This is a genomic window from Paenibacillus graminis (assembly GCF_000758705.1).
Lineage (GTDB): Bacteria > Bacillota > Bacilli > Paenibacillales > Paenibacillaceae > Paenibacillus_AQ > Paenibacillus_AQ graminis.
The window spans coordinates 6743983-6770616 of record NZ_CP009287.1; the positions used below are offsets into that span (position 1 = coordinate 6743983).

Here is a 26634-nt window from a genome sequence, read left to right on the forward strand (position 1 = left end):
CCTTTTTTGCCTGAAGAGGCCATTTCCGTCCTTTTTCCCCGGTTTAACCTCATTAAGAGTTGATATTCCCGGCTTCACAAGTCGGCGTTTCAAATTGCGCTTTACCAGGTAGGTATACGGCATTTCTGATTTTTGACATTCCTCCCCCTGCGCTGCATAATAAGGACTATTGATAATGGATTCTTGTGTCTTGCGCTGCTTCCTACTAGCCGGGAATTGGTGTTTCATTATGCAGAAAGAAGGCGAAGCTGTGTCATCCTTAAACGTAAAACGATGGCTGATTAAGCCATTCGTATTTTTCTCCATTCTTTTTGTCCTGAAGAGTTTTCTGGCCTGGGGCGTGATTTTTGGAGATCTCCTCTCCTGGAAAACACTATTAACGGAAATCCCTTTTGTCTGGGCCTTGTTCGCCCTTATCGAACGCTTCGCTTCCAAACGGAAGCTTGGCTATTACATGACGGTCAATCTGCTCGTCACCGCAATCTTTTTTGCCGCCATTATGTACTTTAAATATTATGGGGTTATCGTCACTTACCATGCGGCAGAGCAGGTGAATCAGGTCACCGCTGTCCGCAACAGTGTATTCTCCCTGATGGACCCGTATTATCTGCTGATATTTGCCGACATTATCGTCCTCGGCATCTATTTCTTTTTCAATAAGAAGGGCCGTGCCTACAAAAAGGATAACATTAATCACCGCAGCGGAAAACTCTCGCACAGTCTTTTGTTCGCAGTCTCGCTGGCCCTTTGCTTATTCAATATCCTGCCCAACAAGGCCAGTATGAATGAAATCAAGAAGGCGCAGGAGATGGGCATCCTGAATTATGAGGCGTACACGATTTTTGCCAAAGACAAACCTGAGCTTGTGAATGCCAGCGAAATCACTCAGGATGCCATCAACAAGCTCAAGGGAATCGATCCTGCTGCGGTTTCACCGCTTCAGGGGGCAGCCAAGGGCAAGAATCTGGTTATTATTCAATTGGAATCATTCCAAAGCTTCCTGCTTGGACTTAAGGTAGACGGCCACGAAATTACGCCCAATCTGAACCGCTTGATGGAAAACAGTCTGTATCTCCCTAATTTTTATCAAATGGTTGGCCAGGGTAACACATCAGATGCCGAGTTCGTGGTCAACTCTTCCTTCTACATTCCGCCGCAGGGTGCGGCTACCATGGCGTATGTCGACAAGGAGCTGCCCAGCCTGCCGCGTCTTTTGCAGGAAAACGGCTACCAGACAGCCACCTTCCATACTAATGATGTGGAGTTCTGGAACCGCGGGGAGCTGTACAGCTCTCTCGGCTGGGAGCATTATTACGACCATAAATTCTTCGGGGACGAGGATACCTTTTTCTTCGGGCCTTCCGACGAGGCACTCTACCGCAAGACCGCAGATAAGCTGAAGGAAATGGATGCGGACAGTAAGCCTTTCTACGCCCAGGTCATTTCGATGTCAGCCCATCATCCGTTCACTATTCCTGAGGAGAAATACAAGATGAAGCTGCCGGAGCGGTATGAGGGCACTTTTGTCGGGGATTATATCCGGTCCCAGAATTATGCCGACTTTGCCTTTGGTCAGTTCGTGGATGAGCTCAAGGCAGACGGGGTATGGGACAACAGCCTGATCATGGTCTATGGGGACCATATGGGACTGCCGATTTATTCCCTGGACCATGACGACAAGGAATTGATGAAGGAAATCTACGGTCATGAATATGAATATGCAGATATGCTTAATATCCCGCTGATCATTCATGAGGAAGGCAAGATCGGGACACAAATCCTTGATCATGTCGGCGGTGAAGTGGATATTATGCCAACGGCAGCCAGCCTGCTGGGCGTTTCGATGGACAACAACATTCACTTCGGCCAGGATCTGACAAGCCAGTCCTACAACCTGCTGCCGCAGCGTTATTATCTCCCTACCGGGTCCTTTATTGCCAGCTCCGGTCTGCTGATTCCCGGCAACAGCTTCGAGGATAACACACAGTTCACTCTGGCTTCAGGAGGCAAGGCGCCTGCCGGAACCGAGGATGAATACAACCGTGCGCTGCGTTTGCGCCAGCTCTCGGACAGCTACGTAACGCAGCTTCCTGATAAAGTAAAAGATACAGAATAACTAGCCCTCATAGCTGACAACAAGTAGAAACGGCTACGCCGTCCTTATTAAGACAGTACCCGTTTCAGCGAGAAATAGAAGGATAATTTATTGCGTGAAGCATATAAATTCTTATATTTTTAACAAAGCCGCGCTTCCGGATACCGGAGCGCGGCTTTGTGCGATTACCTATATTGAACGTTAACGTTCCTGCTGGTCCAGCATCTGATAATAATCGGCGAAATTTTGCAGCTCTTCCGGCTGCAGTATGGCCAAATATTCGCTAAGCAGAAGCAGGAAGCGGTATTTCCCTTCTTCAAGCAGCTTCTTTCCCTTGTCGGTAAGGGTCACAATGACGGCTCTGCGGTCGTGTTCATCCTGCTCGCGCGCGCTTAGTCCCAGCAGTTCCAGACGGTCCAGCATCACTGTTACCGCACTGGATTTGACCTCCATTTTGTCCGCGAGCTGGATCACCCGCGGATTCTGCTCCTGCGCGATCATGCGAAGCAGGCCAAATTGCGGCACGGTAAGCCCGATTTCCTGGTGCAGGGACATTTGTGAGGCAATTTTGCGCTGTACCTTCCACATGGATAATCCTAAACGTTCTACCAGCGGATCGATTTGTTGCGACATTTCTTTCAGCTCCAGTCCGTTTGTCCTGATTCAAGCGTAACATTATCACGGGGTTTGATTCAATGCTTTTATCCAGTCACATTTTTACATAATACGTCATGTTCCGACACAAAAATATTATATTTGCGCTGGCATTGATGCGCTATAATCGTAGCAGTGATACAACGGTATTACTGAAAACATTAGAAGCAGGGTTGGTGGTACTAAAATATGAAATTGGCAACAAAATTAACTTGGATGATCCTTATTGTGTTGCTCCTTGTAGGGTCTTCCATCGGATTCTTTGGTTACCGTGCCGCCTATCATCAGGTAGATGAGGCTGCGGGAATCGAACTGGTGGGCTGCGCCAATATTACAACCGGCCTGATTGATCCCGCCGACATTTCAGCACTTGTCAGCGGGGATCGCAGCAAAGTGTCTGCAATTGAAGACCGGATCGGCTGGATTGTGGCACATAAGCCGATTTTCAAAGAAGCATTTATCCTGTCACTGGACGGTAAAATACTCGCCGCCGACGCCAGCTTTAAGAAAAGAGGCTATAAAGCCGGAGATGACTTCTATTTTACAGAAGAAGATAAAGCCATGATTACTACCATGAAGCATTCCGCATACTCCAAAGTTTATACATATCAAGGAACCTCGCTCAAAACCGGGTATGGCCCCATTTATCAGGATCATGATCCCACCAAACCTATTATTGCCCTGATGGCTATCAATTTTGACGGCCCCTTAATTCAAGAGCGGACGATGGATATTATTGTTCAGCCTTTCATCATCGGCGGTGCCATTCTGATCGTAGCCATTCTCGCCGCCTACCTGATGATCCGCCGTATGGTAAGCCCGCTCACCAAGCTGTCCGGCTCTGTGAACACTATTGCGAGAGGCGACCTGACCCATGAACCGCTGCTCTTCAACAGCAAAGATGAAATCGGGACACTGGCCCGTGACTTCAATGACATGACCCTGAATCTGCGCGACATTATCACCCAGGTGAATGACACTTCCATGCTGGTAGCCTCTTCTTCCCAAGAGCTGACTGCAAGTGCCCAGGAGACGAACCGTGCCGGAGAGCATAGTGCGAATGTTACCATTGAGCTGGCTGAGGGTGCGGGTACCCAGCTGAAGGACCTGGAAGGAAGCTATCAGGCTGTACAGGATATGTCCCGCTTCATTAGCGAGATCGCCGGAAATGCCGACAGCGCGAAGGATACCGCTGCAAATAACGCCCAAAAAGCCCGCCTCGGACGGCAATCGCTGGACTCTACAACCTCTCAGATAGGGATTGTGAGCGAAAGCATCCATGACCTTTCGGACATTATCGATACGCTGGGCAGCCACTCCAAGGAGATTGAGAACATCGTAGGTACGATTTCCAGTATCGCTGAAGAAACCAATCTGCTGGCATTGAATGCAGCGATCGAAGCTGCACGTGCCGGAGAAGAAGGCCGGGGCTTTGCCATCGTTGCCGGCTCTGTCCGCAAACTTGCCGAGCGTTCAGCCGCATCCGCCGGCCAGATCGGCGAGCTGGTCAGCCTGATCATCAGCCAGATGGATAACGCCGGTGAAACCATGAAACGTTCAACGGAAGAAATGGAGCAGGGCAAGGAGCTGATCCTGTCCGCCGGACGCTCATTCTCCGAGATCGAGACCTCGGTCTCTGACATGTCTTCACAGAGCCAGCAGATCTCCGAGACCGTCCGTGAACTGGGCCTGATTGCAGGCGGACTTGTGGAGTCGATTCAGAAAATTGTCACTGTGTCCAATTATACGGCAGAAGGGGCCATGACCCTCTCCGCCACTTCCCAGGAACAGCTGGCAGCGATGGAAGAAGTGGAATCTTCAGCCGGGTTCCTTTCATCTCTGGCAGAGAAGCTGCAGGTTCTGGTAGAGCGGTTCAAGGTCTAGGGGGACTATATAGGCTTTAATGTATAAGCAAACAGCGCAGAACCTCCCAAGAGGTTCTGCGCTGTTTGCTGCAGGATAAGCTGAATGTATTACATTATGCCGTATTCTCTATGAACCACTGCCCCAGTTCACTGACAGGCATGGGCCTTCCGTAATAAAAGCCCTGCATCACCCGGCAGCCCAGGGACTGCAGCAGTTCAATCTGCTCAGGGGTTTCCACACCTTCGGCGACAACCTCCATATTGAGGTTGCTGGCGATGGCAATTATATTGCTGATGATGGCCTTCTTGGAATGCATCTTGCTCTTGCGGATGAATACCTGGTCAATCTTCAGTGTGTTCACCGGAATTTCATCCAGATTCCCAAGGGAGGAGAAGCCGGTGCCGAAATCATCCAGTGATACCCGCACCCCAAGACTCCGCAGCTTGGAGAGTTGGGCTACCGTCTCTTCCATATTGTTCATGGCGATGGATTCCGTGATCTCCAGCTCCAGGAAATGCGGTTCCAGGCCGGAGCGGACCAGCGCCTCTTCAACCACCTCATAGAGGCTGCCGCCTTCAAACATCCGGGCCGACATGTTAATGGAGACGGCAACGTTGGCTACGCTTGCCTTGTGCCAGAGCTTATTCTGGCTGCACACATCATGCAGCATCCAATACGTGATGGGCACAATAAGTCCAGTCTCCTCGGCGATGGGAATGAATTCGGCAGGCGAAATAATGCCATGTTCCGGGTGCCTCCAGCGCAGCAGCGCCTCCAGCCCGACGGTTACGTTCATGAGCGAATCCCATTTCGGCTGATAGACCACCATAAATTCTGAACGGGCCAGCGCCTTGCGCAAATCCTTCTCCAGCGACATCCGCCAGAGCTGATGGCGGTTCATTTCCTGATCGAACACACTGAATTTATTCTTGCCGGAGTCCTTGGAGGTATACAGCGCTGTGTCCGCCGCCTTCATCAGTGCAGAGCGGTCTGTCCCGTGCAAGGGAGTCATACTGATGCCGACACTCGCTGTAACATACAGTTCATTGCCCTCAATGCTGTAAGCCTTTTTCACTTCCCGCAGGATGTGCTGTGCTTCCTCCCGGGCAGCTTCCATGGTACAGACCGGCAGTGCAATCAGAAATTCATCCCCGCCCAGCCGGAAAACTTTGCCCTTGGCATTGATCACACGCCGCAATCTCCCCGCAACTTCCTGGAGCAGCATGTCTCCGATATCATGTCCCAAGGTATCATTAATCGACTTGAACCGGTCCAGATCGACAAAAAGCACCGCACCCGAGGGCCCGCCAAAAAATTCACCTTTGAAGTAACGTTCCAGCCCATGCCGGTTCGGCAGCTCTGTCAGAGGGTCATGATAGGCCATACGCTCCAGCACATGCCGGTCCAGAAATACTGCGCCGCAAGATACCGCAAGCATAAACAGAGTGACAAGAGAAACCCCCGTCAGCAGAACCACATCCGCCTCCATCAGAAGAGGCTTAGCGCCAGTCCAGTTGTCAACCTCCCAAAAGCTGGCCCGCAGGCTGATATAATGCATTCCGGTAACGGCAAGCCCAATGAACACCGCGGAGTACAGCTTCCAGCGGCTGAAACCGGTATAATCCTTGAATTTGTGAAAAAGAAATACGGCGGTATACGAAGCCAGACAAGCGACGGCCACGGACAGCCCCTGGGTCAGCGTCTCATAATGAATCCCTGTCTGCAGCTTCATGGAGTACATGCCCATATAATGCATCATGGAAATCCCGCTGCCGAGAATCAGGCCGCTGAGCAGCAGACGCCCTGTTCTCAGGCGTGACATTGTGGCGATCCATAACGATAGATAACACGCACACAGACTGATCACCAGTGAGAAACCGGCTATTCCCGGATGATAGCTTACCTTGAACGGAAGGTAACTCGCCATAATTCCCACGAAGTGCATCGCCCATAATCCGCTCCCCAGCACACAGGCGCTGGATAGCAGCCATAAGCGTCTTACCCTGCCAGCAGAATGGAAAACCTGTAAAATTAAATTAAGCGCTGAATAGGCTGCTGTGGCAGCAAGCGCAAAAGACAGCAAAACCATCCATAGGTTATAGTGGATTCCCATTTGATCCATAGTTGACCTCTTCACCATTATAATTATCATCGTCGCTGCAGTACATTTGCTATGTCAAAATCAATATACGAATATCAGATAAATGGAAGAGTGCATAAAGATTATAGGCCATCCCTGAAAGTAAACTTTAGCTGTATTCTAACCTGTATTTAGTACACTGTCTAAGTAAATACTGGAACTTAGACCCTTTTTTTAGTGCCGGCAAAAAATGTCCATATTTGCCTGTCAGCATCATGCTCCGAGTGTTGGAATTTGCCCGGGCCGTGAACCTTCATGCGAGAAGGCCGCACGCCAGGCCCAGACATTCGCCGCTGCCAAAATTACCAAATAGATGTAAATGCCGAATGGGAACAGGGAAACTATATAATGCAGACCCGCCAGCCCCATCAGGATAAAGAGCAGCACAAACCCGCTCACCGAGAAATCCTTCTGCTTCGCCGCTTCATACTTCTCCGAAAAAGGCAGTGCCTGCGGCAGCACCCGGAAACAGATGACCGAATACAGCGGCAGAGCAAGCATTACTGCGGCCAGATCGGGAAGAATACGCGCCCCGAACAGCCACAGGAATACGGCCGATTCCAGAACAAACAGCGGGAGCATCAGCCGCAGCAGCACAGCCTTGAGCATCCCCCGGTACACGGGGGCCGTTCCGGCCAGCGGGATGGTCTTATAAACCCAGGCTCCCTTATAGCTTGAAGAATAACGAAGCATTTGCACTACAGTCAGCAGCAGCAGCGCACAAAGATAAATAAACAGATACGCTTTGGATTCTGTGTTCAATGATGGACCGCTGGTCCACACCTGGTTGAATATGAAGATGAACGGCAGTATTAATGATAAGCCTACGGTCGGGTAAACCTTTAGTTTGAAATCACGTTCATTTCTCATCATGGACCAGGTAAACCGGAAGAACATCGCCTCTGACTTATTCCGGCACAACAGCCCAGACAACAGACCGGGGTATCGGCTCTTATCCTTGCCGGCAGCTCCCTGCTCCGCCAGCTTCTGCAGGCTCCGCTCGAACAGCGGCATCAGCTTGATATAAGCAAGCAGCAGCACCAGCGGGATGATGACAGACAGCGCAGCCAGCACGTTGAAATCCACCCCGCGGCCCCCTCCCGCCAGCACCTCAAACGGAGCGGCAAACCACACAGGCGCAATGACATATTGCCACCAGGCGGGCTGGAAGGAGCCTGTCATATCAGTCATATCGAAGAGGCGCGGAACCAGCTGGTACCCTACAGCAATTCCGACAGATAAAATAATCTGTACATAGTTGATGATATCCTTAAGCTTTTCCCCGTCGAAGACCCTTAGAATCAGCAAGTAGAGCAGGGCGGTAATCACTAGAATAAAACAATCCATCAGCAGAATCTCCACCGCATAGACCAGGAAGAACAGCACCCCCTGCTTGAATAAGGCAACAAGCAGAGAAGGACCCGTAAAGGTCAACGTTAGCGTAACCAGGTAGATCAGGACATGGAGGCTCTTGGCCATATTAAGAGTCCGGCGGTCTACCGGCTTGGAGAACAGAATGTTCTTGTCCCGCAGATCCAGCATGACCGACGAGAAGTCGGAAATCAGAGTGGTTGTGATCATGAACATGACGACCGCAAACAGCACACTCATATTCAGCATGTAGTTGCTCCCGGGTACAACGAAGAGAATCAGCATCAGGCCAAGCAATAGATAGATCCACTGTACCCGCAGCGGCGAGCCCTCACTTCCCTGACTGCCCTTCTGTGTTCCAAGCACTGTCGGTGTCCGCCTTCCGTCCATCGTAAGCTTTACCTGCAGAATGCTGCGCAGCATCTTATAATCCACTCCGGCCCTCCGGAATCCGCCCTGCAGCCGGTCAAGCAGCTTCAATACCCAAAAGTCATTCATGCGGAGCACCTTCTCCAAGTACAGCAACAAACTCCCCGGCAATATCCCGGTACTTGTCAAACCCGGTCAGCTGATTAAAAATATCCTCCAGTGAACCTTCCCTGTTCTGTTCCTGAAGCTGTGCGAAGGTCCCGTCTGCCACAATGTCCCCGTTATTGATCAGGATGATCCGGCTGCTGATCTTCTCCACGACATCCATGATATGCGAGGAATAAAAGATCGTTTTGCCCTGTGCCGCAAGTGAAGCGAAAATCTCCTTCACCACCATAACACTGTTGGCATCGAGGCCGCTGAGCGGCTCATCAAGGAACAGAATGTCGGGATCATGCAGCATGCTTGAGATCAGCAGCACCTTCTGCTTCATCCCCTTGGAGTAGGAAGCGATGCGCATATCGTAGGCTTTTTTCAAATTAAGCAGGTCCATCAGCCGTTCGGCCTTGGCATCAGCTTCGGTCCGCTTCATACCGTACAGCTCGCCAATGAATGTCAGATACTCCCGGGCGGTCAGGCTGTCATAGAGCTCTGCAATCTCGGGCACATAGCCGATCCTCCGTTTGTAGGCGGCATTGCCGTCAGCGATGTCCCGGCCAAAAATCCGGACCGTACCTGTGTAGCCTTCCACCAGCCCCAGCATAATTTTTACCGTAGTGCTCTTGCCTGCCCCATTCGGGCCAATGTAGCCGATAATCTGCCCCCTGTATACTTCGAGGTCTATGCCCCGCAGCACCATCCGGTCGCTGTAATTCATCCATAGTCCTGAAATCGAAATGACCGGTTCTTCTGTAAGTCCCATAACCTGCTCCCCTTTCTGAAATCCGCTAGGCAATTCCATATATATGAAATTACAAATTCAACTCCCATTCTACCAAATTTATAGATCAACAACCTATTAGAAATGCTCATGCACAGTTATACACAATACGGTCCAGTGGACTCCTGAATGACTTACGGCTAAGCACCATATTTTTAACATATTATTGTATTGACAATCATAAAAATACTCTGTACATTATTCTCATTATTCACACCAAAAAAGTCGGTTTAGGAGGTTTTGTAAAGCTAATGAACAATATTGATAATAACCTATTGTCTGCCATTGAGACGAACTGGATTGGTTTCGCGGTTTCCATTTTTGTGTTTGGCATTCTTTTTCTGTCAGCGCGTAAACGGATCGGATTTGGTACCCGTGTTCTTGCGGCTCTCGGCATCGGTCTGATAGCCGGCATTTTCTTTCAATATTTTGATTTGGAGACCGAGGCTATTAAGACGTTCGGCAGCATTTATGTCAGTTTGATCCGGATGCTCGTTATTCCGTTGGTATTTGTCCTGGTTCTGAACAGCATTTCATCCTTAACCAATCTGGAGTATTTACGCAAAATAGGTATAAAAACCTTCGCCTGGTTCCTGGGGACAACCGGTGTCGCTTCTATAATCGGCTTATCGGTAGCCCTGCTGTTCAACCCTGGGAAGGGCATTCAGCAAGCAGTGCCGGAAGGGTTCGAGGCCCGTGAAATCCCTACCTTCTCACAGGTCATACTGGACCTGGTGCCCTCCAACCCCGTCAATGAGGCCGCAACCGGTAAGGTAGTTCCCCTTCTGATCTTTGCCATTTTCCTGGCTGTAGCGATCATCAAGGTCGGCTCCAAAAAACCGGAGGCCGTTAAGCCGGTGCGCGATCTCATTGAATCCTTGACCGCTGTCCTGCATCAGGTAGTTAAATTTGTCATCCGCCTGACTCCATATGGAGTATTCGCGCTGATCGCGGGAATTACAGCACGTTATGGCTGGGATACCCTGCAGGAGCTCGGCAGCGTCATCATCACGTCCTATGTCGCGCTTATCATTCATTTTGCCCTCATTTTCGGAGGACTGGTGCTGCTTGTCGCCAAAATCAATCCCTTGCGCTTTTTCCGCAAGATATATCCAACCCTCACTGTTGCCTTCACTACCAGAAGCAGCTATGCTACGCTTCCAGTTAACCTGGAGGTCATCACGAAACGCCTGCATGTCTCTCCACGAATTGCAAGCTTTGTCGCGCCTCTGGGAGCTTCTGTCAACTTTAATGGCTGCGGAGGGATCTGGCCTGCCATCGTGGCTGTTTTTACAGCCCAGGTGTTTGGAATCCAGCTGACCGGAACCGACTATGTGACGCTTGTATTGGTAAGCATCATTTCTTCAATAGGTGTAGCGGGTGTACCCGGTCCGGCAGTTATTTCTACAACAGTTGTATTGACCGCACTAGGACTGCCTCTTGAAGGCATTGCCATTGTGGCAGGGGTCGAAGCTCTCATTGATATGGGGCGTACTGCTGTAAATGCGACAGGAACAACCGTCACCGCACTTCTGGTGGCCAACTCGGAAGGCGAGTTTGACCGGGAGGCGTTCAACCGGAGGGATGATGATGAAGAAATCCTGCTGAATGCGTTGTAAAGAGAACGGCGGCGCTATGTGCCAACTAAGCAGAAACCGCTTCGGTCAGCGTATACACAAGTAGAAACCGCTTCGCCGCCCTTTTAAAGGATGGTATCGTTCCAACAGGAAATATAAGGGATATTCATCGCGTGAAGCATAAAATATATTTTGAAAAAACGGCTACGCCATCCATCACCGGACAGCGTAGCCGTTCTGCCATTTTATCTTTAACGGTGCCTGGAGACGCTCGATGAACCCTCCGGCAACTCTAAGTGGAAAAAGGATCACTGATTTGCTCCAGCACCATGCCATCCGGAAGTTAAGTGGAAAAAGGATCACTAATCCAGCTCATTTCGCTCCTGACGAGGTAAGATGGCCTAATTAAGTTCCCTTTTTCCACTTAAATCTCACGATTGTTGATTTTGGAGGGAAATAGGTTCCCTTTTTCCACCTAATCTCTTATTCCCGACTCCTTGTCATCCCTGCTTCAGGCTGAGCCGCTGCCGTGTCCGTGCCGATGCCAGGCAGGTCTCAATCAGTATCATGTTCAGCACCGGGTCCTCTGCGGCAACCACAGGTGCTGCGCCGAAGACAGCAGCGGCGAAATTATCCGCCTGGCAGACATACGGATTAGCTCCTGTTGCCCGGGCGCGTCTGACTTCCCCACCGGAATATACGAAGAATTCGGCATCATCAAATCTGGCGTTAAACGGCATCGGAAGCTCAATCCGCCCTTCCGTCCCGAGCACCTCCAGCAGCTGCCGGTTGTAGGCCCACATGCCGCAGTCGAAGATCAGGCTGACGCCGCCCGGGAACTCAACCAGCCCGGAGGCCATCATATCCACATTGTCATGCTCAGGGGAAAAGATCGCCTGTACGGTTGCCGCTTCCGGCTCCGCGCCGAATAACAGCCGCGCCGCACTTAGCGGGTAACAGCCGACATCGTACAAGGAGCCGCCGCCCCAAGCTGAATTGAAGCGGATGTTAGAAGTATCTCCGGCATCGTTGTATGTAAAAGTCCCCCGGATGGACCGCAGATCGCCAATCTCACCGCTGGCGATAATCTCCCGCACTTCTGCAATCCGCGGGTGGTGCCGGTACATGTAGGCTTCAGCCAGATGCACGCCCGCCTTCCGGCAGGCTTCCACCATCTCTGCCGCCTCCCGGCTGTTCAGGGCAATCGGCTTCTCGCACAGCACATGCTTGCCGGCTTCTGCCGCGCGGATTACCCATTCCCGGTGCAGATGGTTCGGAAGCGGAATATATACCGCATCAACATCGGGATCGGCCAGCAGCTCCTCATAGCTGCCATAGGCCTGTGCCACGCCCAATTCCTTAGCGACGGCGCTGCTCTTCTCCAGCCCCCGGCTCGCCACCGCCTGAATGATTCCCGTCTCCGATTCCCGGATGGCCGGCATGACCGAACCTGTTGCGATTTGAGCACAGCCCATAATTCCCCAACGCAGCTTTTGTGTCATCGGTGTACACCTTCCCTTGTTATAGATTTCCTGGACGTCTCTATTGAAACAATATCACAGAATCCGGCATATCTCTATGAACGGAAGCTGCAATCACAGCAGAATCTTCAGCAGGATAGCCGCACCCAGCACCACAATCCGGGCCACGCTCATCAGCATGAAATTTTTGACGGACAGGATAAAGGTGGTCGCCTTCTCCTGCTTCTCCTCAAAGCGGGCGATATTGCGGCGGAGCGGAATCAGTGTCAGCAGCAGCAGCACCACCAGCACAGGGTTCACTCCCAGCAGCAGCAGCACGGCAAGGTCTGCAAAAGAGACATAATACAGCAGCCTGAACAGCAGCAAAGCGTTCTTCCGTCCAATATACACTGGCAGTGTATACCGCCGGTTGTCCATGTCATCCTCGATGTCGCAGATATTGTTGGCCAGCATAATTCCGGCAATCCCAAGGATCGCCGGCACGGAAAACCAGAAGAGATAGAGTACCTCAGGGATATGGACATGCAGGCTGGCCCAGCCTTCGGAGAACAGCAGCGTCACCACAGTCTGGTCCGAGTGAATATAAGCTGAGATGAAAATGATGACAAACCCCATAAACAGTCCCGAGAACAGCTCGCCGAGCGGCATCCGCGAAATTGGTATCGGGCCGAACGAGTACAGAATCCCGATCAGAAAGGACAAGCCGCCCAGCAGGAACACCAGCAGCCCTGTCTCTGCAACAAGTGCAATCCCGCTGCCTACGGCAAGCGTGAGCAGGACAGCAATAGCAGCCACTACAGTACTCTCCTTCAGCCCGTAGTGAACAATGGCATTATGCGTTTCATAGCCGTAGCCATGGGTTTTGGCCGCTTTTTTATAATCATAATAGTTGTTGATCGCCGTTGTCGCCATATCAAAGCTCAGCAGGGAGACAAACATCAAGGCAAAGCGCAGAACATAGAAATCTTCGAACCGGTACAGGGCATACAGTGTCCCCAGCAGAAAAGGCAGCATGCTCGCCACCTTTGTCGGCAGTTCGACAAATTGCAAAAAGCTTTTTACATTCACGGGCATACATCCTTATCTGTCAAAAATAAGCTCGTTTACGTTCCGGCAGTGGTGATGGTGACCGGGGACCATTCAGCAATAACCGTCTGTCCATGCGCGGATACACTGCCCTCGGGCGTCGCTACCAGAAGTGCAAAAAGAGATTCCGGCAGCAGCCGCACCGATAAAAGTGACGGCAAATAAAAACGGATGGAAACTCCCCGCCCATACGTATGCCCGGCAGTTCCCAGGACAACCGGTATAAGCATAACCGGAATGACTCCAAACCGCGAAGCTTTCCTAAAAAGAGTCCACTTGTTCATGCAGAGGCTTATCTCCTTCTATTATTATTTAATAATGATTCTCATTGAATTATTATACATCAAATTTCGACACATTGTGGAGAAAAGCCCTGCAAAATATTCCCTATTCGTGGTACACTGTACAGTATGGTACTTATTTCCTATTCATATGAAATTTACAAAAGGGGAGCATCATGAAGCTGCGCAAAAAAATGATCATCTTCACCTGTGTTGTTGCCCTGGTTACCTTGGGGATTAACTACCTGCTTCTGCACCTCATCATGCTGAACCGTTTTGAGAAGCTGGATGAAGCCGCGCTGAAACACAGTCTGGACGACGCGCTCACTTCCTATCAGGAGGAACTGCTGGATATGAGGACCGGAATGCTGAACTATTCGCTCCGGGATGAAACCTACCGCTTCGTAGAGGGACGACGCTCAGCAGATAGCCCCCTTGCTGCAGATGATGGTTTTATCCGCAGCACCTTCAATAGTGCAACCTTTGAGGTCAATCACCTGGATATGATGGCCCTGCTGGACAAATCGGGGCAGCCTCTATATGGCGGAACATATGATACTGCCCGCAAGAGCATTTCCCCGCTGACACCGGAGCTGCATACACTGTTCAAGCTGATGAACAGCAGGCTGCCAGCCTTGGCAAGTGCAAGTGACAGCCAAACCGGGATCGTGCTTCTCGATCAGGGTCCGATGCTGATAACGCTTACGCCTATTGTCGACAGCAGCACAGGCAAGCCGGTGATCGGCACTGCCGTTGCCGGAAGAATGCTTCAGCAGGAGGAAGCCACCCCTGTCAGAGAGGACGGGCCCACCAGTATCCAAATAACCAGAGCCACCTCAGAAATGCTGGCACAGAGCGGCGGAAAGGATCGCTGGATGAGTCCGGCCTCCGGCAGCATGCTGTCGGTTCACACCGTTGTGAACGACCTGTTCGGCAATCCAGGCGTCGTCTTTACCGTGAAGCAGCCTCGTCAGATCTATGAGAACGGGCAGGAATCCGTCTACAGCTTCCGGCTTGCCTTCTTCATTGTAACCATACTGAGCTGCATAGGGAGCATGCTCTTCGTGAACCGCTCTATCCTGGGAAGAATGACTTCATTAATCAAAAATATCAGGGATATTGGCAGCAGCAAGGATTTATCTATCCGCATCATCAGTACTGGGAGGGATGAGTTCAGTGATGTGGAGCATGAATTCAACCGGATGATCGATTCCCTGCAGCAGGCCCAGGAGGAGCTTCAGCAGCAATCCATGCTTGATCCGCTGACTCACCTGCCTAACCGCCCGCTCTTCTTCGCAAAGCTTAATACAGCGATTGGCGCAGCGAAGGGCAGCAACCGGCAGATTGCCCTTGTCTTCATCGATCTGGATCACTTCAAGACCGTCAATGATACGCTGGGCCATGATTTTGGGGATGCCATGCTCCAAGAAACCGCCTTCCGGCTCGAACAGGTCGTCGGGACACATGATGTAGTGTCACGCCTTGGCGGCGACGAATTCACCATCCTGCTCTCCGACATCCCCGATCCGGCCGCTATTTCGGCACAGCTGTCAAGCATTCAGGACGCTCTCTCCATGCCGCATCAAATTCAGGGGCATCTCTTCTATTGCACAGCCAGCATAGGCATCAGCATTTATCCCCAGAACGGGGATGACGCCGACTATCTCGTCAAACAAGCCGATCTGGCGATGCTCCATGTCAAAGAGACGGGACGTAACAATATATTTCAGTATTCCGAGGACCTGGAAGAGAGCATCCGGCGCAAAAAGGTGTTGGCGCAGCAGCTGCTCTCTGCCGCAGCCAATGATGAGTTTGAAGTGCATTACCAGCCAATTCTGAATGCTGCGCGGCTGCAGGTACATAAGGTGGAGGCGCTTCTTCGCTGGACCAGCCCTTCCTACGGGCCTGTGTCTCCGGCAGAGTTCATTCCGCTCGCGGAGACCAGCGGCTCCATTGTAAGTATCGGGGGCTGGGTGCTGCGGCAAGTCTGCGCTGATATGCGGAGGTTTCGGGAGAACGGCCTGTTTCTCACCGCCGCAGTCAATATTTCCGCGCTGCAGCTGATGCAGCCTGGTCTTCTGGAGCTACTACTCGGGCTGCTGCACGAATATGAGCTGCCGCCCTCCAGCCTGGAGCTTGAAATTACGGAGAGCGTGCTGGTTTCCGGCGACAGCATATTGGAGTCGCTGCAGCAGCTTAGAGCACACGGATTTCACATTTCGCTGGACGACTTTGGCACCGGATTTTCTTCTTTGAGCTATTTGCGGCGGTTCCCTGTCGATGTGATCAAAATCGACCGCTCCTTTGTCTCTGAAATGACTCCTCAACCGCAGGGTGATGTGCTGGTCAAAGCCATTATCGAGCTAAGCCACAATCTCGGGCTGAGTGTGGTGTCCGAGGGGATCGAGCTGCAGGAGCAGTTCGATATGCTGCGCAGCCTGGGCAGCGACGAGCTGCAGGGATTCTATATCAGCAAACCGGTCAAAGCCGGAGAAATCCAGTCCTTTTTGTCGCAGAAAAAATTGTTTTTTGGCGAAAAATGAACGGTTCCTTTATAGGCAAGGTTGGGGCGATATGATATGATAGGCAAGCTGATAACAGCACCCGCTCCGGGTGCTGTTATCCTATGCGTACACTTATGAAAATTGGAGGCATTTATTGTTATGTCAGCGCAATCGCCAAACACCCAATCCGTCAAAATCGTCACCGCCGACCCTAGCGCCATCGGCTTGTTCGGATTGGCTATCGTCACCCTGGTCGCTTCTTCACAAAAGCTTGAAATTACAACAGGTCTCAGCTACTGCATTCCTTGGGCTATTTTTCTCGGTGCCTTTGCCCAACTGTTCGCATCCATTCAGGATGCCAAACACAACAATACCTTCGGAATGACCGCCTTTGGCGCTTACGCGTTCTTCTGGTTCGGCATGGCGGCAAGCTGGCTGATCAAGCTCGGGGTATTCGGAACGGTTTTGGCGGAAGGCGTAGACCCCAAACAGCTAGGATTTGTTTTTTTGGGATATCTGGTCTTCACTCTCTTCATGACCCTCGGCGCTGTAGAAGCCAACCGGGTGCTGCTTGTCATCTTTGTGTTAATTGACTTCCTGTTCCTCGGACTTACAATGGATTCCTTTGGGGTTGCTGCTGAGTTTTTCCATAAGCTGGCTGCCTGCTCAGAATTGGCCATTGGCATCGTTTCTCTTTACGGCTGTGGCGCGTCAGTGCTCAACGCTCATTTTGGACGCCAATTCCTTCCGGTTGGAGCTCCGCTCGGGGTCTTCAAAAAATAAGATTTAACTGCAACGGATAAATACATGCCGCCTTCAGGCGGGATGTGTTTATCCGTTTTAATTTTGCAGGACCACTGTAAGCTTTTCCCTTGCACAAAGACGATAAAGGTGACATGCTATAGAGACATCTACGACAATTATCGACATTTTCCTGTGATGCGGGAACCGCTTCTATCGAATGGCAAGAATAATGTTGAATTTTTTTGATATCGGAGGCACTCCATGGCTTTCATTAATAAAAAGCCTTTAACGATCATCCTCGGCTTTGTAGTCGTTCTTCAGCTCTCTCTATTCTACTATTACTCTTTATCAGTAGACCGTGAATACCGGGCTGAAAAAGCCGACTTGTCCTCAAAAGCAGTCATGCTAACATCAAACATTGAAGAGAGAGTCTCGATTGTCAAAGGCGTCAGTTCCTTTATACAAACGGTCGGCTTTGATGCTGATCCAAACCTGATTAATGAGTATCTGCACACCGCATACACCAACAATTCAAGCAACGTTATGAATATCATGATCGCTCCGGACGGCCTCATCCGTTACTTATATCCTCTCTCAGGCAATACAGCGATACTGGGCAAAAGCCTGCTGCTGGATTCAGCACTATCCTCACCCGGCATGGTCCAGGAAACCATCCGTTCCGGCGGCGTTACAATAGACGGGCCCCGGACTCTCGCCCAGGGTGAATACGGCATGGTGATCAGACAAGCCATCTACCATAACAAATCTTTTACAGGCATAGTTTCCGTAACACTGAAGATTGAGAATATTGTGGACCAGCTTTTGCTGAAGGACACCCAAATATTCGTAACCACAGACGACCATACCTTTCTATTCGGCAGCCCTGTGAGCAAAGAAGACAAGCGGCTAATGGTTCCGGTCACCGTCTACAATCAGCACTGGCTGATGGGCATCCCCACGCCTTCGCATAAGAAATGGGAAGTGCTGCGCAGCGTTCTATGGATCGATATTGCCATCCTGCTTATCATTGCGTTCATTCTCTACATCTTCTGGCATCAGAGCCGCTTCAACCGTGAACTGGAACGGGTGGTCAGCATCCGCACACGTGATCTCCGCGTGTCCAAGCGTCTGTATGAAAAGCTCGCGCATTATGACAGCCTGACAGAAATACCTAACCGGCTGTACTTTATGGACGAGTTCGAACGCCTTCTGCAATCGGCAGAGCCGACCCAGACCTACACACTGTTCTTTTTCGATCTCAACCGTTTCAAGGAAATCAATGATACACTGGGACACTCCATCGGCGACCAGGTCATCAAGACACTTGCCAACCGGCTGAAAAATGGAAAAGTGCCCTTCAAGCTGTTCGCGCGCACCGGCGGCGATGAGTTCGTGATGGTATTCTCCGACCTGCCCCGGGAGCATATTCCCATTATCGCAGGAGACATCAGCGGGCTGATCTCAGACACGCTGCTGATTTCCGGCGCGCACCTGAGCTTATCGACCAGTATTGGCGTCTCGCTGTATCCCGAGCACTCGCTGAACAAGGATGATCTGCTGAAGTTCGCGGACATGTCGATGTATCAGGCCAAAAGCCAGGAGGAGGCCAATTACTTTATCTTTGACTGGGAGCTGCGCGAGAAGCTGGAACAGAAAACGATGATCGCCAAATATCTGCATTCCGCACTGGAGCGCGAAGAATTTGTGCTGCACTACCAGCCGCAGATCAACGCCGTTACGGGTAAAATGATTGGCATGGAGGCGCTTGTCCGCTGGAACCACCCTGAAAAAGGCCTGATCGGGCCAGGCACCTTCATTACCGCCGTGGAGGAGGCCGGGCTGATGATTCAGCTTACGGACTGGGTGCTCCGTGAGGTCTGCCGCCAGCTCTGTGAATGGAGAACGATGGGCCTGCCGCTGCATCGGACCTCGATCAATATCTCCAACAGCTGGTTCTATAACCGCAACCTGATCGAGAACCTGCTTGCGGTGCTGGACCAATATGGACTGGAGACCAGTATGCTGGAGTTCGAAATTACGGAGAGCACCGCCCTGCTGGAAGAGCATTATCCGCTGCTGCAGCAGATGCGCGACCATGGCATCGTCGTCTCCATCGACGACTTCGGCACCAAGTATTCTTCACTGAACTACCTGAAGCATTTTCCCGTCAACAAAATCAAAATCGACCGCACCTTCATCACCGGCATCGGCGTCAGCTCCATTGATGAGACAATTATTAAGTCCATCGTCTATGTTGCCTCGCAGCTCGGGTATGAGCTGATTGCCGAAGGCGTGGAAACCCAGGAACAGCTTGAATTCCTGATTAAGCATAACTGTCCGCATATTCAGGGCTTCTTCTTCTTCCCGCCGCTGCCGGCCGAAGACATTCATAAGGTGGCCTCCTAAAGAATTATGACCCCCAAGTTCTGTGGCTTGGTAAAACCCCTCCGGGCCAGTATAATAAAAAGCAACAACTGTGCCGTCCCTATCGGGGACGGCAGCAGCTTGGAAGTTAAGCCGAAAGGATTCTGAGAATAATGAATACGCTATCAACACCGGAATGGATTGTAACCATTGTCTTCGCGCTGATCCTTGCCATCATCGCCTATCGCGTGATCCGCGGTATGCCGAACATGGCTGGAAATATTACAGCTTTCCGTAAAAGAACCTTAGTCTGGACGCAGGTCGCGCTTGTGCTTGCAGTTCTCCAGCTCAATTTCAAAGCAGGAGACTGGCGTTTTGGCATCATCCTTGGCCTGATTGTACTGTTCACGGGCAGTGTGTGGCTGGCCGCCCGCTATTATGACCTGCGACGTCCTGAAGCCGCAGACCCGGCAGAGCAGGAAACAGGCAAAGAATAGCCTTTTCCTTATATTTTTGGCTAACGAAGCCCCACCGAGTTAAGCAGCTTGCTGCCGGCCGCGATGCGGTTAGCCGGTGCGGATGTATCCTGGAAATTACTTCCTCGTTCCTTGTTTCCGGGAGCGAGGGTCGTCCGGATCCGGAGCGTAAAAATGCAGTGTTTATATCACTTATTGATTATTAAGTTGTTCCGCCAAACCGATTAGAAGTCCTTCATTTCCACGAATGTAGCAGAGCCGATACGAGTCCTCGTACTGAACCACTTCCCCAACGAGCTGAGCCCCATACTTAGTGAGTCTGGACACCATTTCGTCAATGTCTTCAACGGTGAACATGACGCGTAGATAACCGAGGGCATTTACAGGAGCAGTTCGGTGATCTGATATAGTAGGTGGATTGATAAATCGCGAAAGTTCAAGCCGGCTGTGGCCATCTGGGGTAACCATCATAGCAATCTCTACACACTGTGAACCCAGCCCGGTTACGCGGCCAGCCCATTCACCTTCGACAGTTGCTCGCCCTTCAAGCTTCAAGCCAATCTCCTCGAAGAAAGAGATTGCGTCATCAAGGGATTCTACAACGATGCTGATATTGTCCATTCTAAGTAATTTGTTTTTTGCCATAATTTCATCTCCTTATGTGTACAAATTTATTACCTGATCATCGTCATATTCATTCTATAACAGTTCATAATAAACAAGGTTAATATAGCCATATTTTTAATAAGCTCCCCCTGTGGGGGCTTTTTTGATACTATAAAAGAAATCTGCAAGGAGGGATTCTGTGAACAACCCAAGCAGCTACGGAGTCTATGGCTTCCGTTTCAGCGAGCCGGACCACCTGCCGCTCTGCAACCTTTTCGCGGCCGGACATGACGTTGTGACGGATGCTTCCTACCACTGGAATGGCATGGAGCGTACAGATGGGCCTCTGCTGCTGTTTCAGTACACAGCAGAAGGCAGCGGAATATTTGAAACGGAGCAAGAGACGTTCCGTATCGGCTCCGGGCGGGCATTTCTGGCTGAGATCCCCGGCAGCCACCGCTATTATCATCCCGGCGATTCGGTGCCGTGGGAATTTTATTTCCTGCTCTTCAGGCCGCAGCCGCTGCTTCCTCTGTGGGAGGACATTAAATCCAAGCTTGGAGCCGCTCCAGCCATTGTCCCCGGCAGCAGACCGATCCGTATTCTCCGTGATATTGTCCATGAAGCATATTCGGGCAGAATTTCCGATCCCTACATTGCCTCCTCCCTGCTGCACCAGTTCATGATGGAACTGGGCAGGCTCTCCTCCAGCGGACCGCGGGACGCGGCGGAATGGCCAACGGCAGTAAGGGAATCCGTCCAATTCATCGAAGAGCGGTACAGTTCCATGATCGGCCAGGAGCAGCTTGCCGAGCAAATGGGACTCTCCAAATTCCACCTGCTGCGCACCTTCAGCAAATACGTCGGCCTAACCCCAAATGAATATCTGAACCGGACCCGAATTGAACGTGCTATAGAACTCCTGACTACCACTGACTTGAGTATCGAAGCCATTGCATCCCGGGTCGGGTATTCGAGCGGCAGCTATTTTATTAAGGTTTTCCAAAAACTGACAGGACAAACTCCCGGCTCTTTCCGCTCCGGCAGCGGCAGTTTGAATTACAGCCGGCTTTTTTTCTGAACATATCCCCGGAAAGGCTGGTATGCAGGCGAGGGAGGCTAACCCTATTACGGGCTCTCCCGGTATTCCTGCAGTGGAAGATTCTGTGCAACAGAAATCGTAGCTATCGCCCAAATGGAGCAGAAAATCGAAAATCTGCTGCACAAAAACATTAGAATTGCCAAACTGGCGTGCGGACATCCTGTGACCGGAAGCATACTTCTTCTCTCCATAACCATACTAATGACATTCTGGGTATCAATGGAGGGATAAGTAGGATGGGTAAACGAATGAATCTGCTGATGTTCAGCGGGGAGTATGACAAGGCGATGGCGGCGCTGATTCTGGCCAATACCGCCCGGGATATTGACGTAGAGGTCACCATGTTCTTCTCGTTCTGGGGATTATTTCTTGTCCGTGATCCGGACAAAATGACGCTGGAGGACAAAACGATCTATGAAAAGCTGATGGATGTCATTACGCCGAAAGGACCGGAGCAGCTGCCGCTCTCGCGGATGAATTTCAGCGGTCTCGGGAAGCTGATGCTGGAGGAAATGATCGAAGATCAGGGAGCGCCGAAGCTGATCCATTTTTTGAAGGGGGCCCGCAAAAAGAACATCAAGTTCTACGCCTGCAAGCTCTCCGTTGACATCATGGGCTTCAAGCCGGAGGAACTCCTGCCCGAGGTTGAAATTATTGACGCTGCCGCCTATCTGAAGGACGCACTGGAAAGCGATATGCAGCTGTTCATCTAGCCCGCTTGCCGATGACTGCTTCTGGGCTTTAACCTATTTCCTCCGGCGGGCATATACTGGGGCCATAAGAAGAAACGGCTTAGCCATCCATTAAAGGACGGTATCTGTTTCGGCAAAAATATACGGATGACTTGAACCCATTCATCCTTATATTTTAAAGTAATCACTGGCTGGAGGGATTGTCCGTGCTGAGTATCAACCGCGCTTCTACGGCAGAGGAGCCCGTTTCACTGCTGGAGCATTTCGCAGTTTTTCGCGAGCATACTATTGGGGGGCGGCATGTGATCTCCACTCCCTACGGCCGTCAGCCGCTGCTGTATGCCGACTGGACAGCCAGCGGGAGGCTGTATGAGCCCATTGAACGTAAAATCCAGGAGAGCTTCGGGCCTTATGTCAGCAACCCGCATACAGAATCGAACACGACCGGTCTGACCATGACCCTCGCCTATAACGAAGCGCGGAAGATTATCAAGGACCATGTGAACGCCGGGCCGGATGATGCACTGCTCTTCTGCGGCAACGGCACTACCGGCGCAGTCAACAAGCTGCAGCGGCTGATGGGCCTGAAGCTTCCCGAATGGCTGCGGGAGGATTATCTATGCATTCCGGAGGAACGCCCGGTTATTTTTGTCAGCCACATGGAGCATCACTCCAATCTGCTGCCCTGGCAGGAAGGCATCGGCGATGTAGTTACCGTCCCTGCCGGAGCGGACGGAACTGCCGATCTCCGGGAGCTGGAACGCCTGCTGCTGCTCTACCGGAACCGCCGCTTCAAAATCGGTTCCTTCACAGCCTGCTCCAATGTTACCGGCATCCATACCCCCTATCACAGGCTCGCTGCCGCCATGCACCGCCACGGCGGGGTTTGCTTTGTGGATTTTGCCGCCTGCGCCCCGTATGTATCCATTAACATGCATCCGGCAGATCCGCTGGAGAAGCTGGATGCTATCTTTTTTTCACCGCATAAATTTCTCGGCGGCCCCGGCACAGGGGGAGTGCTGCTCTTCGATTCCGGCCTCAGCAGAAGCCAATTGCCGGATGAACCGGGCGGTGGAACTGTGGTGTGGGTCGATGCCTGGGGCGGACGCCGGTATATCCATTCAGTCGAAGTACGCGAGGACAGCGGTACTCCTGGATTTCTGCAGGCCTTCCGCACAGCACTGTGCCTCAAGCTGAAGGAAGCGATGAACGGGGAGGGCGGATTCATGCTCGCCAGAGAGCAGCAGCTGTGCAGCAAGCTGCTCAGCGGGCTTCATTCCATTCCAGGCTGCACGATACTCGCGGGCGAACACACCAGGCGTCTTGGCATTGTATCTTTTAATCTTGAAGATATTCATTATAATCTCGTGGTCAGGCTGCTCAATGACCGGTTTGGCATTCAGGCGCGCGGTGGCTGTTCCTGTGCAGGACCTTACGGCCATCATCTGCTGGGGCTGGACCGGGATCTCTCCCGGGAATTTATCCAGGCCATTCATGCCGGTGACCAGTCCCTCAAGCCGGGGTGGGTCCGCCTTTCCCTGCACCCCATTATGACCGACGGAGAAGTCGAGTTCATGATCCACGCCGTCCGCAGTATCGTCCGCCATATCAGCGAATGGAGACAGGATTACCGCTATAACCGCATCACTAACAGCTGGGTGCACCCAGCCGATGAAGCCGGGAATGAGACTGCTGTCAGCGGATTATTTGCGTTGTAGCGATTCGCCTGACGGAAGCTGCTCCTCCCGCGCCTGCGCGGCCCGGGTGAACCGGGCCTCAATAGCCTTAACCCCCCAGAGTGAAACCCCGATAAAGAGCAGCACATAGATGATTTCTCCGGGATGGCGGATAAACCGGTCCACATCATTACCAATATAGGAAACCGCAAAGACCATGATCGCTTTGCCTGCACACAGTGCAAGCAGATACGAGCGCAGCCGCATTTGCGCAAGCCCGGCAGCCATATTGATCACAACAAAAGGTCCAACCGGGAACAGGCTAAGCAGAAAAACATAGCTGAAGCCGCTATTGCGGACCCATTTCATGCCTCTCGCAACTTTGGGCCGCAGCGCCCACTTGCGCAAGTAAGGGTGCGAGGCGATTTGGCGGATTATCAGGAACGTGGTCACACAGCCCGCAACCAGCCCCAGCCAGGAATAAAAAAAACCAAGCCACAGCCCATACACCGCCCCGTTAAGTCCTACAATTGCAATCGTCGGCAGCGGCGGGACGAAGGATTTCATGAAGGTGAGTCCGATTCCGGGCAAAGGCCCCAGTGAGCGGTATTGCTCCAGCAGCTGCAGGAGGCGCTCCTCCGTCAGCCATGACATAATATCTAAAAAAAACATAGGAAATCCGCTCTCCTCATCCTTAAGTTGAAATTGCCGGCACTGAGCCTCAATTATACAATACTTTTCACCGGATGCATCCTTCCCGTACATCTACTGGACAAGCAGAATCTCTTCGCCCGCCCGCCGGTAACAGACCTTCAAGCAAATGCTTAAGAGCAATCACAGAATCCCTCTTCTCTAGATTCAAAAAAAACCAAGCCTATACCGTATAATAACGGATTGGGCTTGGTCTTCAGAATTCACATCAATCAGTTGCTTAAGACAATTTACGTATGTGTTTCTATTAGCTTAGCCGGGTTGGTACCGGCAAAGATCAACGTGGTCACATACTTGCGGCTATCTGCCGTAAGCAGCAGCAGCTCTACCTGGCTTAGTCCTGGCTTGCTGCCCTTGAACTTTACTCCCGCTCCATCCAGATCCTCATGGATACCGGTAATGATGTAGCCCTGCCGCAGCAGGGTGTCAATCTCCTGCCGTTCCTTGTCAAACTCGGCATATGCGGACATTCAGATCACTCCTCCGCTGATTTCGGCTTGAGAGGGACGCGGTGCCTCCGCTTCGAACCGTTTGCGGTGCAGATATTTGCCGGACCCTGCCTTGCCGACAAACTGCTTGTCACGAATGACGAACTCTCCCCGAATGAGCACAGAGACCGGCTCGCCTTTGACCTCCATACCTTCGAAGGCATTGTAGTCAACGTTCATATGATGGGTTTCAGCAGAAAGAGTTCTTTTCACGGCCGGGTCGAAAATAACGATATCTGCATCGCTGCCGACGGCAATAGTGCCTTTCTGAGGGAAAAGCCCAAACAGCTTCGCGCTGGAGGTGGAGATGATATCGACAAATTTATTCAAGGAAATGCGGCCTTTCTGCACGCCCTCAGAGTAGAGCACGCTGAAACGGTCTTCAATGGTCGGTCCGCCGTTCGGAATTTTCGAGAAGTCGTCCAGCCCAAGATCCTTCTGCCCCTTGAAGTTAAAGGAACACTGGTCGGAGCCGATCGTCTGCAGCGTGCCGCTCCAGAGCGCATCCCACAGCACATCCTGGTTCCATTCTTCGCGCAGCGGCGGGGACCAGACATACTTGGCACCTTCGAAGTCCGGCTTCTCCAGCGCCGTCTGATCGAGTACCAGATACTGCGGACAGGTCTCGCCGTAGACCCGCAGCCCTTTCCGGCGTGCTTCTGCAATTTTCCAGGCAGCTTCCGCACAGGTCACATGCACAACATACAGCTGAGAATCGGTCAGCTCCGTCAGATACGCGGCCCGGCCCGTGGCCTCGCCCTCCAGCTCCGGCGGACGGGTCAAGGCATGGTAGATCGGACTGGTATTCCCGGCAGCCAACGCCTGCCCGACCAGATATTCAATCACATCGCCGTTCTCGGCATGGACCATTACCAGTGCGCCTTCCCGCTTGGCGGCCTGCAGCGTCTTGTACAGCACGCCGTCGTCGGCCTGGAAGGTGTTCTTGTAGGCCATGAATACCTTAAGCGAAGTGATGCCTTCGTTCTCAATAATCTGCGGCAGCTCGCCAAGCACCTTGTCATTCAGCTCTGAGACCATCAGGTGGAAGCTGTAATCAATCACCGCCTTATCCTGCGATTTGTGATGCCAGGCATCCACAGCCTGCTGCAGCGGCTGGCCTTTGGTGGTCAGGCAGAAGTCAATGACTGTCGTTGTCCCGCCATATGCGGCGGCAATCGTTCCAGTCTCGAAGTCGTCGGCCGTCACCGTGCCGCCAAAAGGCATATCCAGATGCGTATGGGGATCAATGCCTCCCGGAAATACATAACAACCGGAAGCGTCGATGATCTCCGCACCCGGCGCTTCCAGATTCAGGCCGATTCCGGCAATGATCCCGTCCTCGATCAGAACATCTCCTGTATACGTATCCGCTGCGGTAACGATAATGCCATTCTTGATAATCTTCTTCATC

General features: G+C 51.8%; 21 protein-coding genes. 10 read left to right on the forward strand and 11 right to left on the reverse strand.

What is annotated here, in order from left to right; translation table 11 throughout:
• Nucleotides 1-229: 229 nt before the first annotated feature.
• A complete protein-coding gene (locus PGRAT_RS29195; RefSeq protein ID WP_042267596.1) occupies nucleotides 230-2116 on the forward strand; it encodes an LTA synthase family protein in 1887 nt (628 codons plus the stop codon).
• Between the two features lie 180 nt (nucleotides 2117-2296).
• Here PGRAT_RS29195 and PGRAT_RS29200 read toward each other — a convergent pair whose 3' ends face one another.
• A complete protein-coding gene (locus PGRAT_RS29200; RefSeq protein ID WP_025704186.1) occupies nucleotides 2297-2728 on the reverse strand; it encodes a MarR family winged helix-turn-helix transcriptional regulator in 432 nt (143 codons plus the stop codon).
• A 210-nt stretch (nucleotides 2729-2938) separates the two neighbouring features.
• On the opposite strand from PGRAT_RS29200, the gene PGRAT_RS29205 reads away from it, so the two are divergent.
• Nucleotides 2939-4633 (forward strand): methyl-accepting chemotaxis protein, encoded by a 1695-nt coding sequence (locus tag PGRAT_RS29205; RefSeq protein ID WP_025704187.1) that lies wholly within the window; start codon nucleotides 2939-2941, stop codon nucleotides 4631-4633.
• 94 nt (nucleotides 4634-4727) lie between these two features.
• Here PGRAT_RS29205 and PGRAT_RS29210 read toward each other — a convergent pair whose 3' ends face one another.
• The 3 genes from PGRAT_RS29210 to PGRAT_RS29220 form a co-directional block, all read right to left on the reverse strand.
• Nucleotides 4728-6737, reverse strand: a complete 2010-nt coding sequence (locus PGRAT_RS29210) for a bifunctional diguanylate cyclase/phosphodiesterase (protein ID WP_025705099.1) — start codon at nucleotides 6735-6737, stop codon at nucleotides 4728-4730.
• 231 nt (nucleotides 6738-6968) lie between these two features.
• Nucleotides 6969-8624: a hypothetical protein gene (locus PGRAT_RS29215; RefSeq protein ID WP_042267598.1), complete on the reverse strand. Its 1656-nt coding sequence runs from the start codon at nucleotides 8622-8624 to the stop codon at nucleotides 6969-6971.
• Nucleotides 8617-9417 carry an ABC transporter ATP-binding protein gene (locus PGRAT_RS29220; protein WP_025703808.1) on the reverse strand — a complete coding sequence of 267 codons (801 nt, stop codon included), beginning with the start codon at nucleotides 9415-9417 and terminating at the stop codon, nucleotides 8617-8619. The genes PGRAT_RS29215 and PGRAT_RS29220 overlap by 8 nt, the downstream gene beginning before the upstream one ends.
• Nucleotides 9418-9686: 269 nt before the next feature.
• Between PGRAT_RS29220 and PGRAT_RS29225 the strand changes: the two genes are divergently transcribed.
• Nucleotides 9687-11054 carry a dicarboxylate/amino acid:cation symporter gene (locus PGRAT_RS29225; RefSeq protein WP_174469039.1) on the forward strand — a complete coding sequence of 456 codons (1368 nt, stop codon included), beginning with the start codon at nucleotides 9687-9689 and terminating at the stop codon, nucleotides 11052-11054.
• 458 nt (nucleotides 11055-11512) lie between these two features.
• Here the strand turns inward: PGRAT_RS29225 and PGRAT_RS29230 are convergent, their stop codons facing one another.
• The 3 genes from PGRAT_RS29230 to PGRAT_RS29240 all read right to left on the reverse strand — a co-directional run bounded on the left by PGRAT_RS29230 (nucleotide 11513) and on the right by PGRAT_RS29240 (nucleotide 13863).
• On the reverse strand, nucleotides 11513-12514 hold the full coding sequence (locus tag PGRAT_RS29230; RefSeq protein ID WP_042267600.1) for a Gfo/Idh/MocA family protein: 1002 nt from the start codon (nucleotides 12512-12514) through the stop codon (nucleotides 11513-11515).
• Between the two features lie 93 nt (nucleotides 12515-12607).
• A complete protein-coding gene (locus tag PGRAT_RS29235) occupies nucleotides 12608-13561 on the reverse strand; it encodes a 1,4-dihydroxy-2-naphthoate polyprenyltransferase (protein WP_025707002.1) in 954 nt (317 codons plus the stop codon).
• Between the two features lie 35 nt (nucleotides 13562-13596).
• A complete protein-coding gene (locus PGRAT_RS29240; RefSeq protein ID WP_025707001.1) occupies nucleotides 13597-13863 on the reverse strand; it encodes a hypothetical protein in 267 nt (88 codons plus the stop codon).
• 173 nt (nucleotides 13864-14036) lie between these two features.
• On the opposite strand from PGRAT_RS29240, the gene PGRAT_RS31990 reads away from it, so the two are divergent.
• The 4 genes from PGRAT_RS31990 to PGRAT_RS29260 all read left to right on the forward strand — a co-directional run bounded on the left by PGRAT_RS31990 (nucleotide 14037) and on the right by PGRAT_RS29260 (nucleotide 19969).
• Nucleotides 14037-16403 carry a bifunctional diguanylate cyclase/phosphodiesterase gene (locus tag PGRAT_RS31990; RefSeq protein WP_025707000.1) on the forward strand — a complete coding sequence of 789 codons (2367 nt, stop codon included), beginning with the start codon at nucleotides 14037-14039 and terminating at the stop codon, nucleotides 16401-16403.
• Between the two features lie 120 nt (nucleotides 16404-16523).
• Entirely contained in the window at nucleotides 16524-17147 is a 624-nt protein-coding gene (locus tag PGRAT_RS29250) for an acetate uptake transporter (protein ID WP_025706999.1), read from the forward strand.
• Nucleotides 17148-17369: 222 nt separating this feature from the next.
• On the forward strand, nucleotides 17370-19514 hold the full coding sequence (locus tag PGRAT_RS31995; protein ID WP_025706998.1) for a bifunctional diguanylate cyclase/phosphodiesterase: 2145 nt from the start codon (nucleotides 17370-17372) through the stop codon (nucleotides 19512-19514).
• A 131-nt stretch (nucleotides 19515-19645) separates the two neighbouring features.
• Nucleotides 19646-19969, forward strand: a complete 324-nt coding sequence (locus PGRAT_RS29260) for a hypothetical protein (RefSeq protein WP_025706997.1) — start codon at nucleotides 19646-19648, stop codon at nucleotides 19967-19969.
• Between the two features lie 171 nt (nucleotides 19970-20140).
• On the opposite strand, the gene PGRAT_RS29265 is transcribed toward PGRAT_RS29260, so the two are convergent.
• Nucleotides 20141-20593 (reverse strand): VOC family protein, encoded by a 453-nt coding sequence (locus PGRAT_RS29265; protein WP_025706996.1) that lies wholly within the window; start codon nucleotides 20591-20593, stop codon nucleotides 20141-20143.
• A 160-nt stretch (nucleotides 20594-20753) separates the two neighbouring features.
• Between PGRAT_RS29265 and PGRAT_RS29270 the strand changes: the two genes are divergently transcribed.
• From PGRAT_RS29270 to PGRAT_RS29280, 3 genes are all read left to right on the forward strand, one after another.
• On the forward strand, nucleotides 20754-21635 hold the full coding sequence (locus PGRAT_RS29270; RefSeq protein ID WP_025706995.1) for a helix-turn-helix transcriptional regulator: 882 nt from the start codon (nucleotides 20754-20756) through the stop codon (nucleotides 21633-21635).
• Nucleotides 21636-21892: 257 nt separating this feature from the next.
• The gene (locus PGRAT_RS29275) at nucleotides 21893-22369 is read left to right on the forward strand and encodes a DsrE/DsrF/DrsH-like family protein (RefSeq protein WP_020426973.1); all 477 of its coding nucleotides are present in this window, start codon (nucleotides 21893-21895) and stop codon (nucleotides 22367-22369) included.
• A 185-nt stretch (nucleotides 22370-22554) separates the two neighbouring features.
• Nucleotides 22555-24066, forward strand: a complete 1512-nt coding sequence (locus PGRAT_RS29280; RefSeq protein ID WP_156124085.1) for an aminotransferase class V-fold PLP-dependent enzyme — start codon at nucleotides 22555-22557, stop codon at nucleotides 24064-24066.
• On the opposite strand, the gene PGRAT_RS29285 is transcribed toward PGRAT_RS29280, so the two are convergent.
• From PGRAT_RS29285 to hydA, 3 genes are all read right to left on the reverse strand, one after another.
• The gene (locus PGRAT_RS29285) at nucleotides 24052-24696 is read right to left on the reverse strand and encodes a TVP38/TMEM64 family protein (protein WP_025706177.1); all 645 of its coding nucleotides are present in this window, start codon (nucleotides 24694-24696) and stop codon (nucleotides 24052-24054) included. The two genes, PGRAT_RS29280 and PGRAT_RS29285, sit on opposite strands and share 15 nt — an antisense overlap.
• Nucleotides 24697-24965: 269 nt before the next feature.
• On the reverse strand, nucleotides 24966-25205 hold the full coding sequence (locus PGRAT_RS29290; protein ID WP_025706176.1) for a hypothetical protein: 240 nt from the start codon (nucleotides 25203-25205) through the stop codon (nucleotides 24966-24968).
• The gene (gene hydA / locus PGRAT_RS29295) at nucleotides 25206-26633 is read right to left on the reverse strand and encodes a dihydropyrimidinase (protein ID WP_025706175.1); all 1428 of its coding nucleotides are present in this window, start codon (nucleotides 26631-26633) and stop codon (nucleotides 25206-25208) included. It abuts the gene before it with no gap.
• Nucleotide 26634 lies beyond the last annotated feature (1 nt).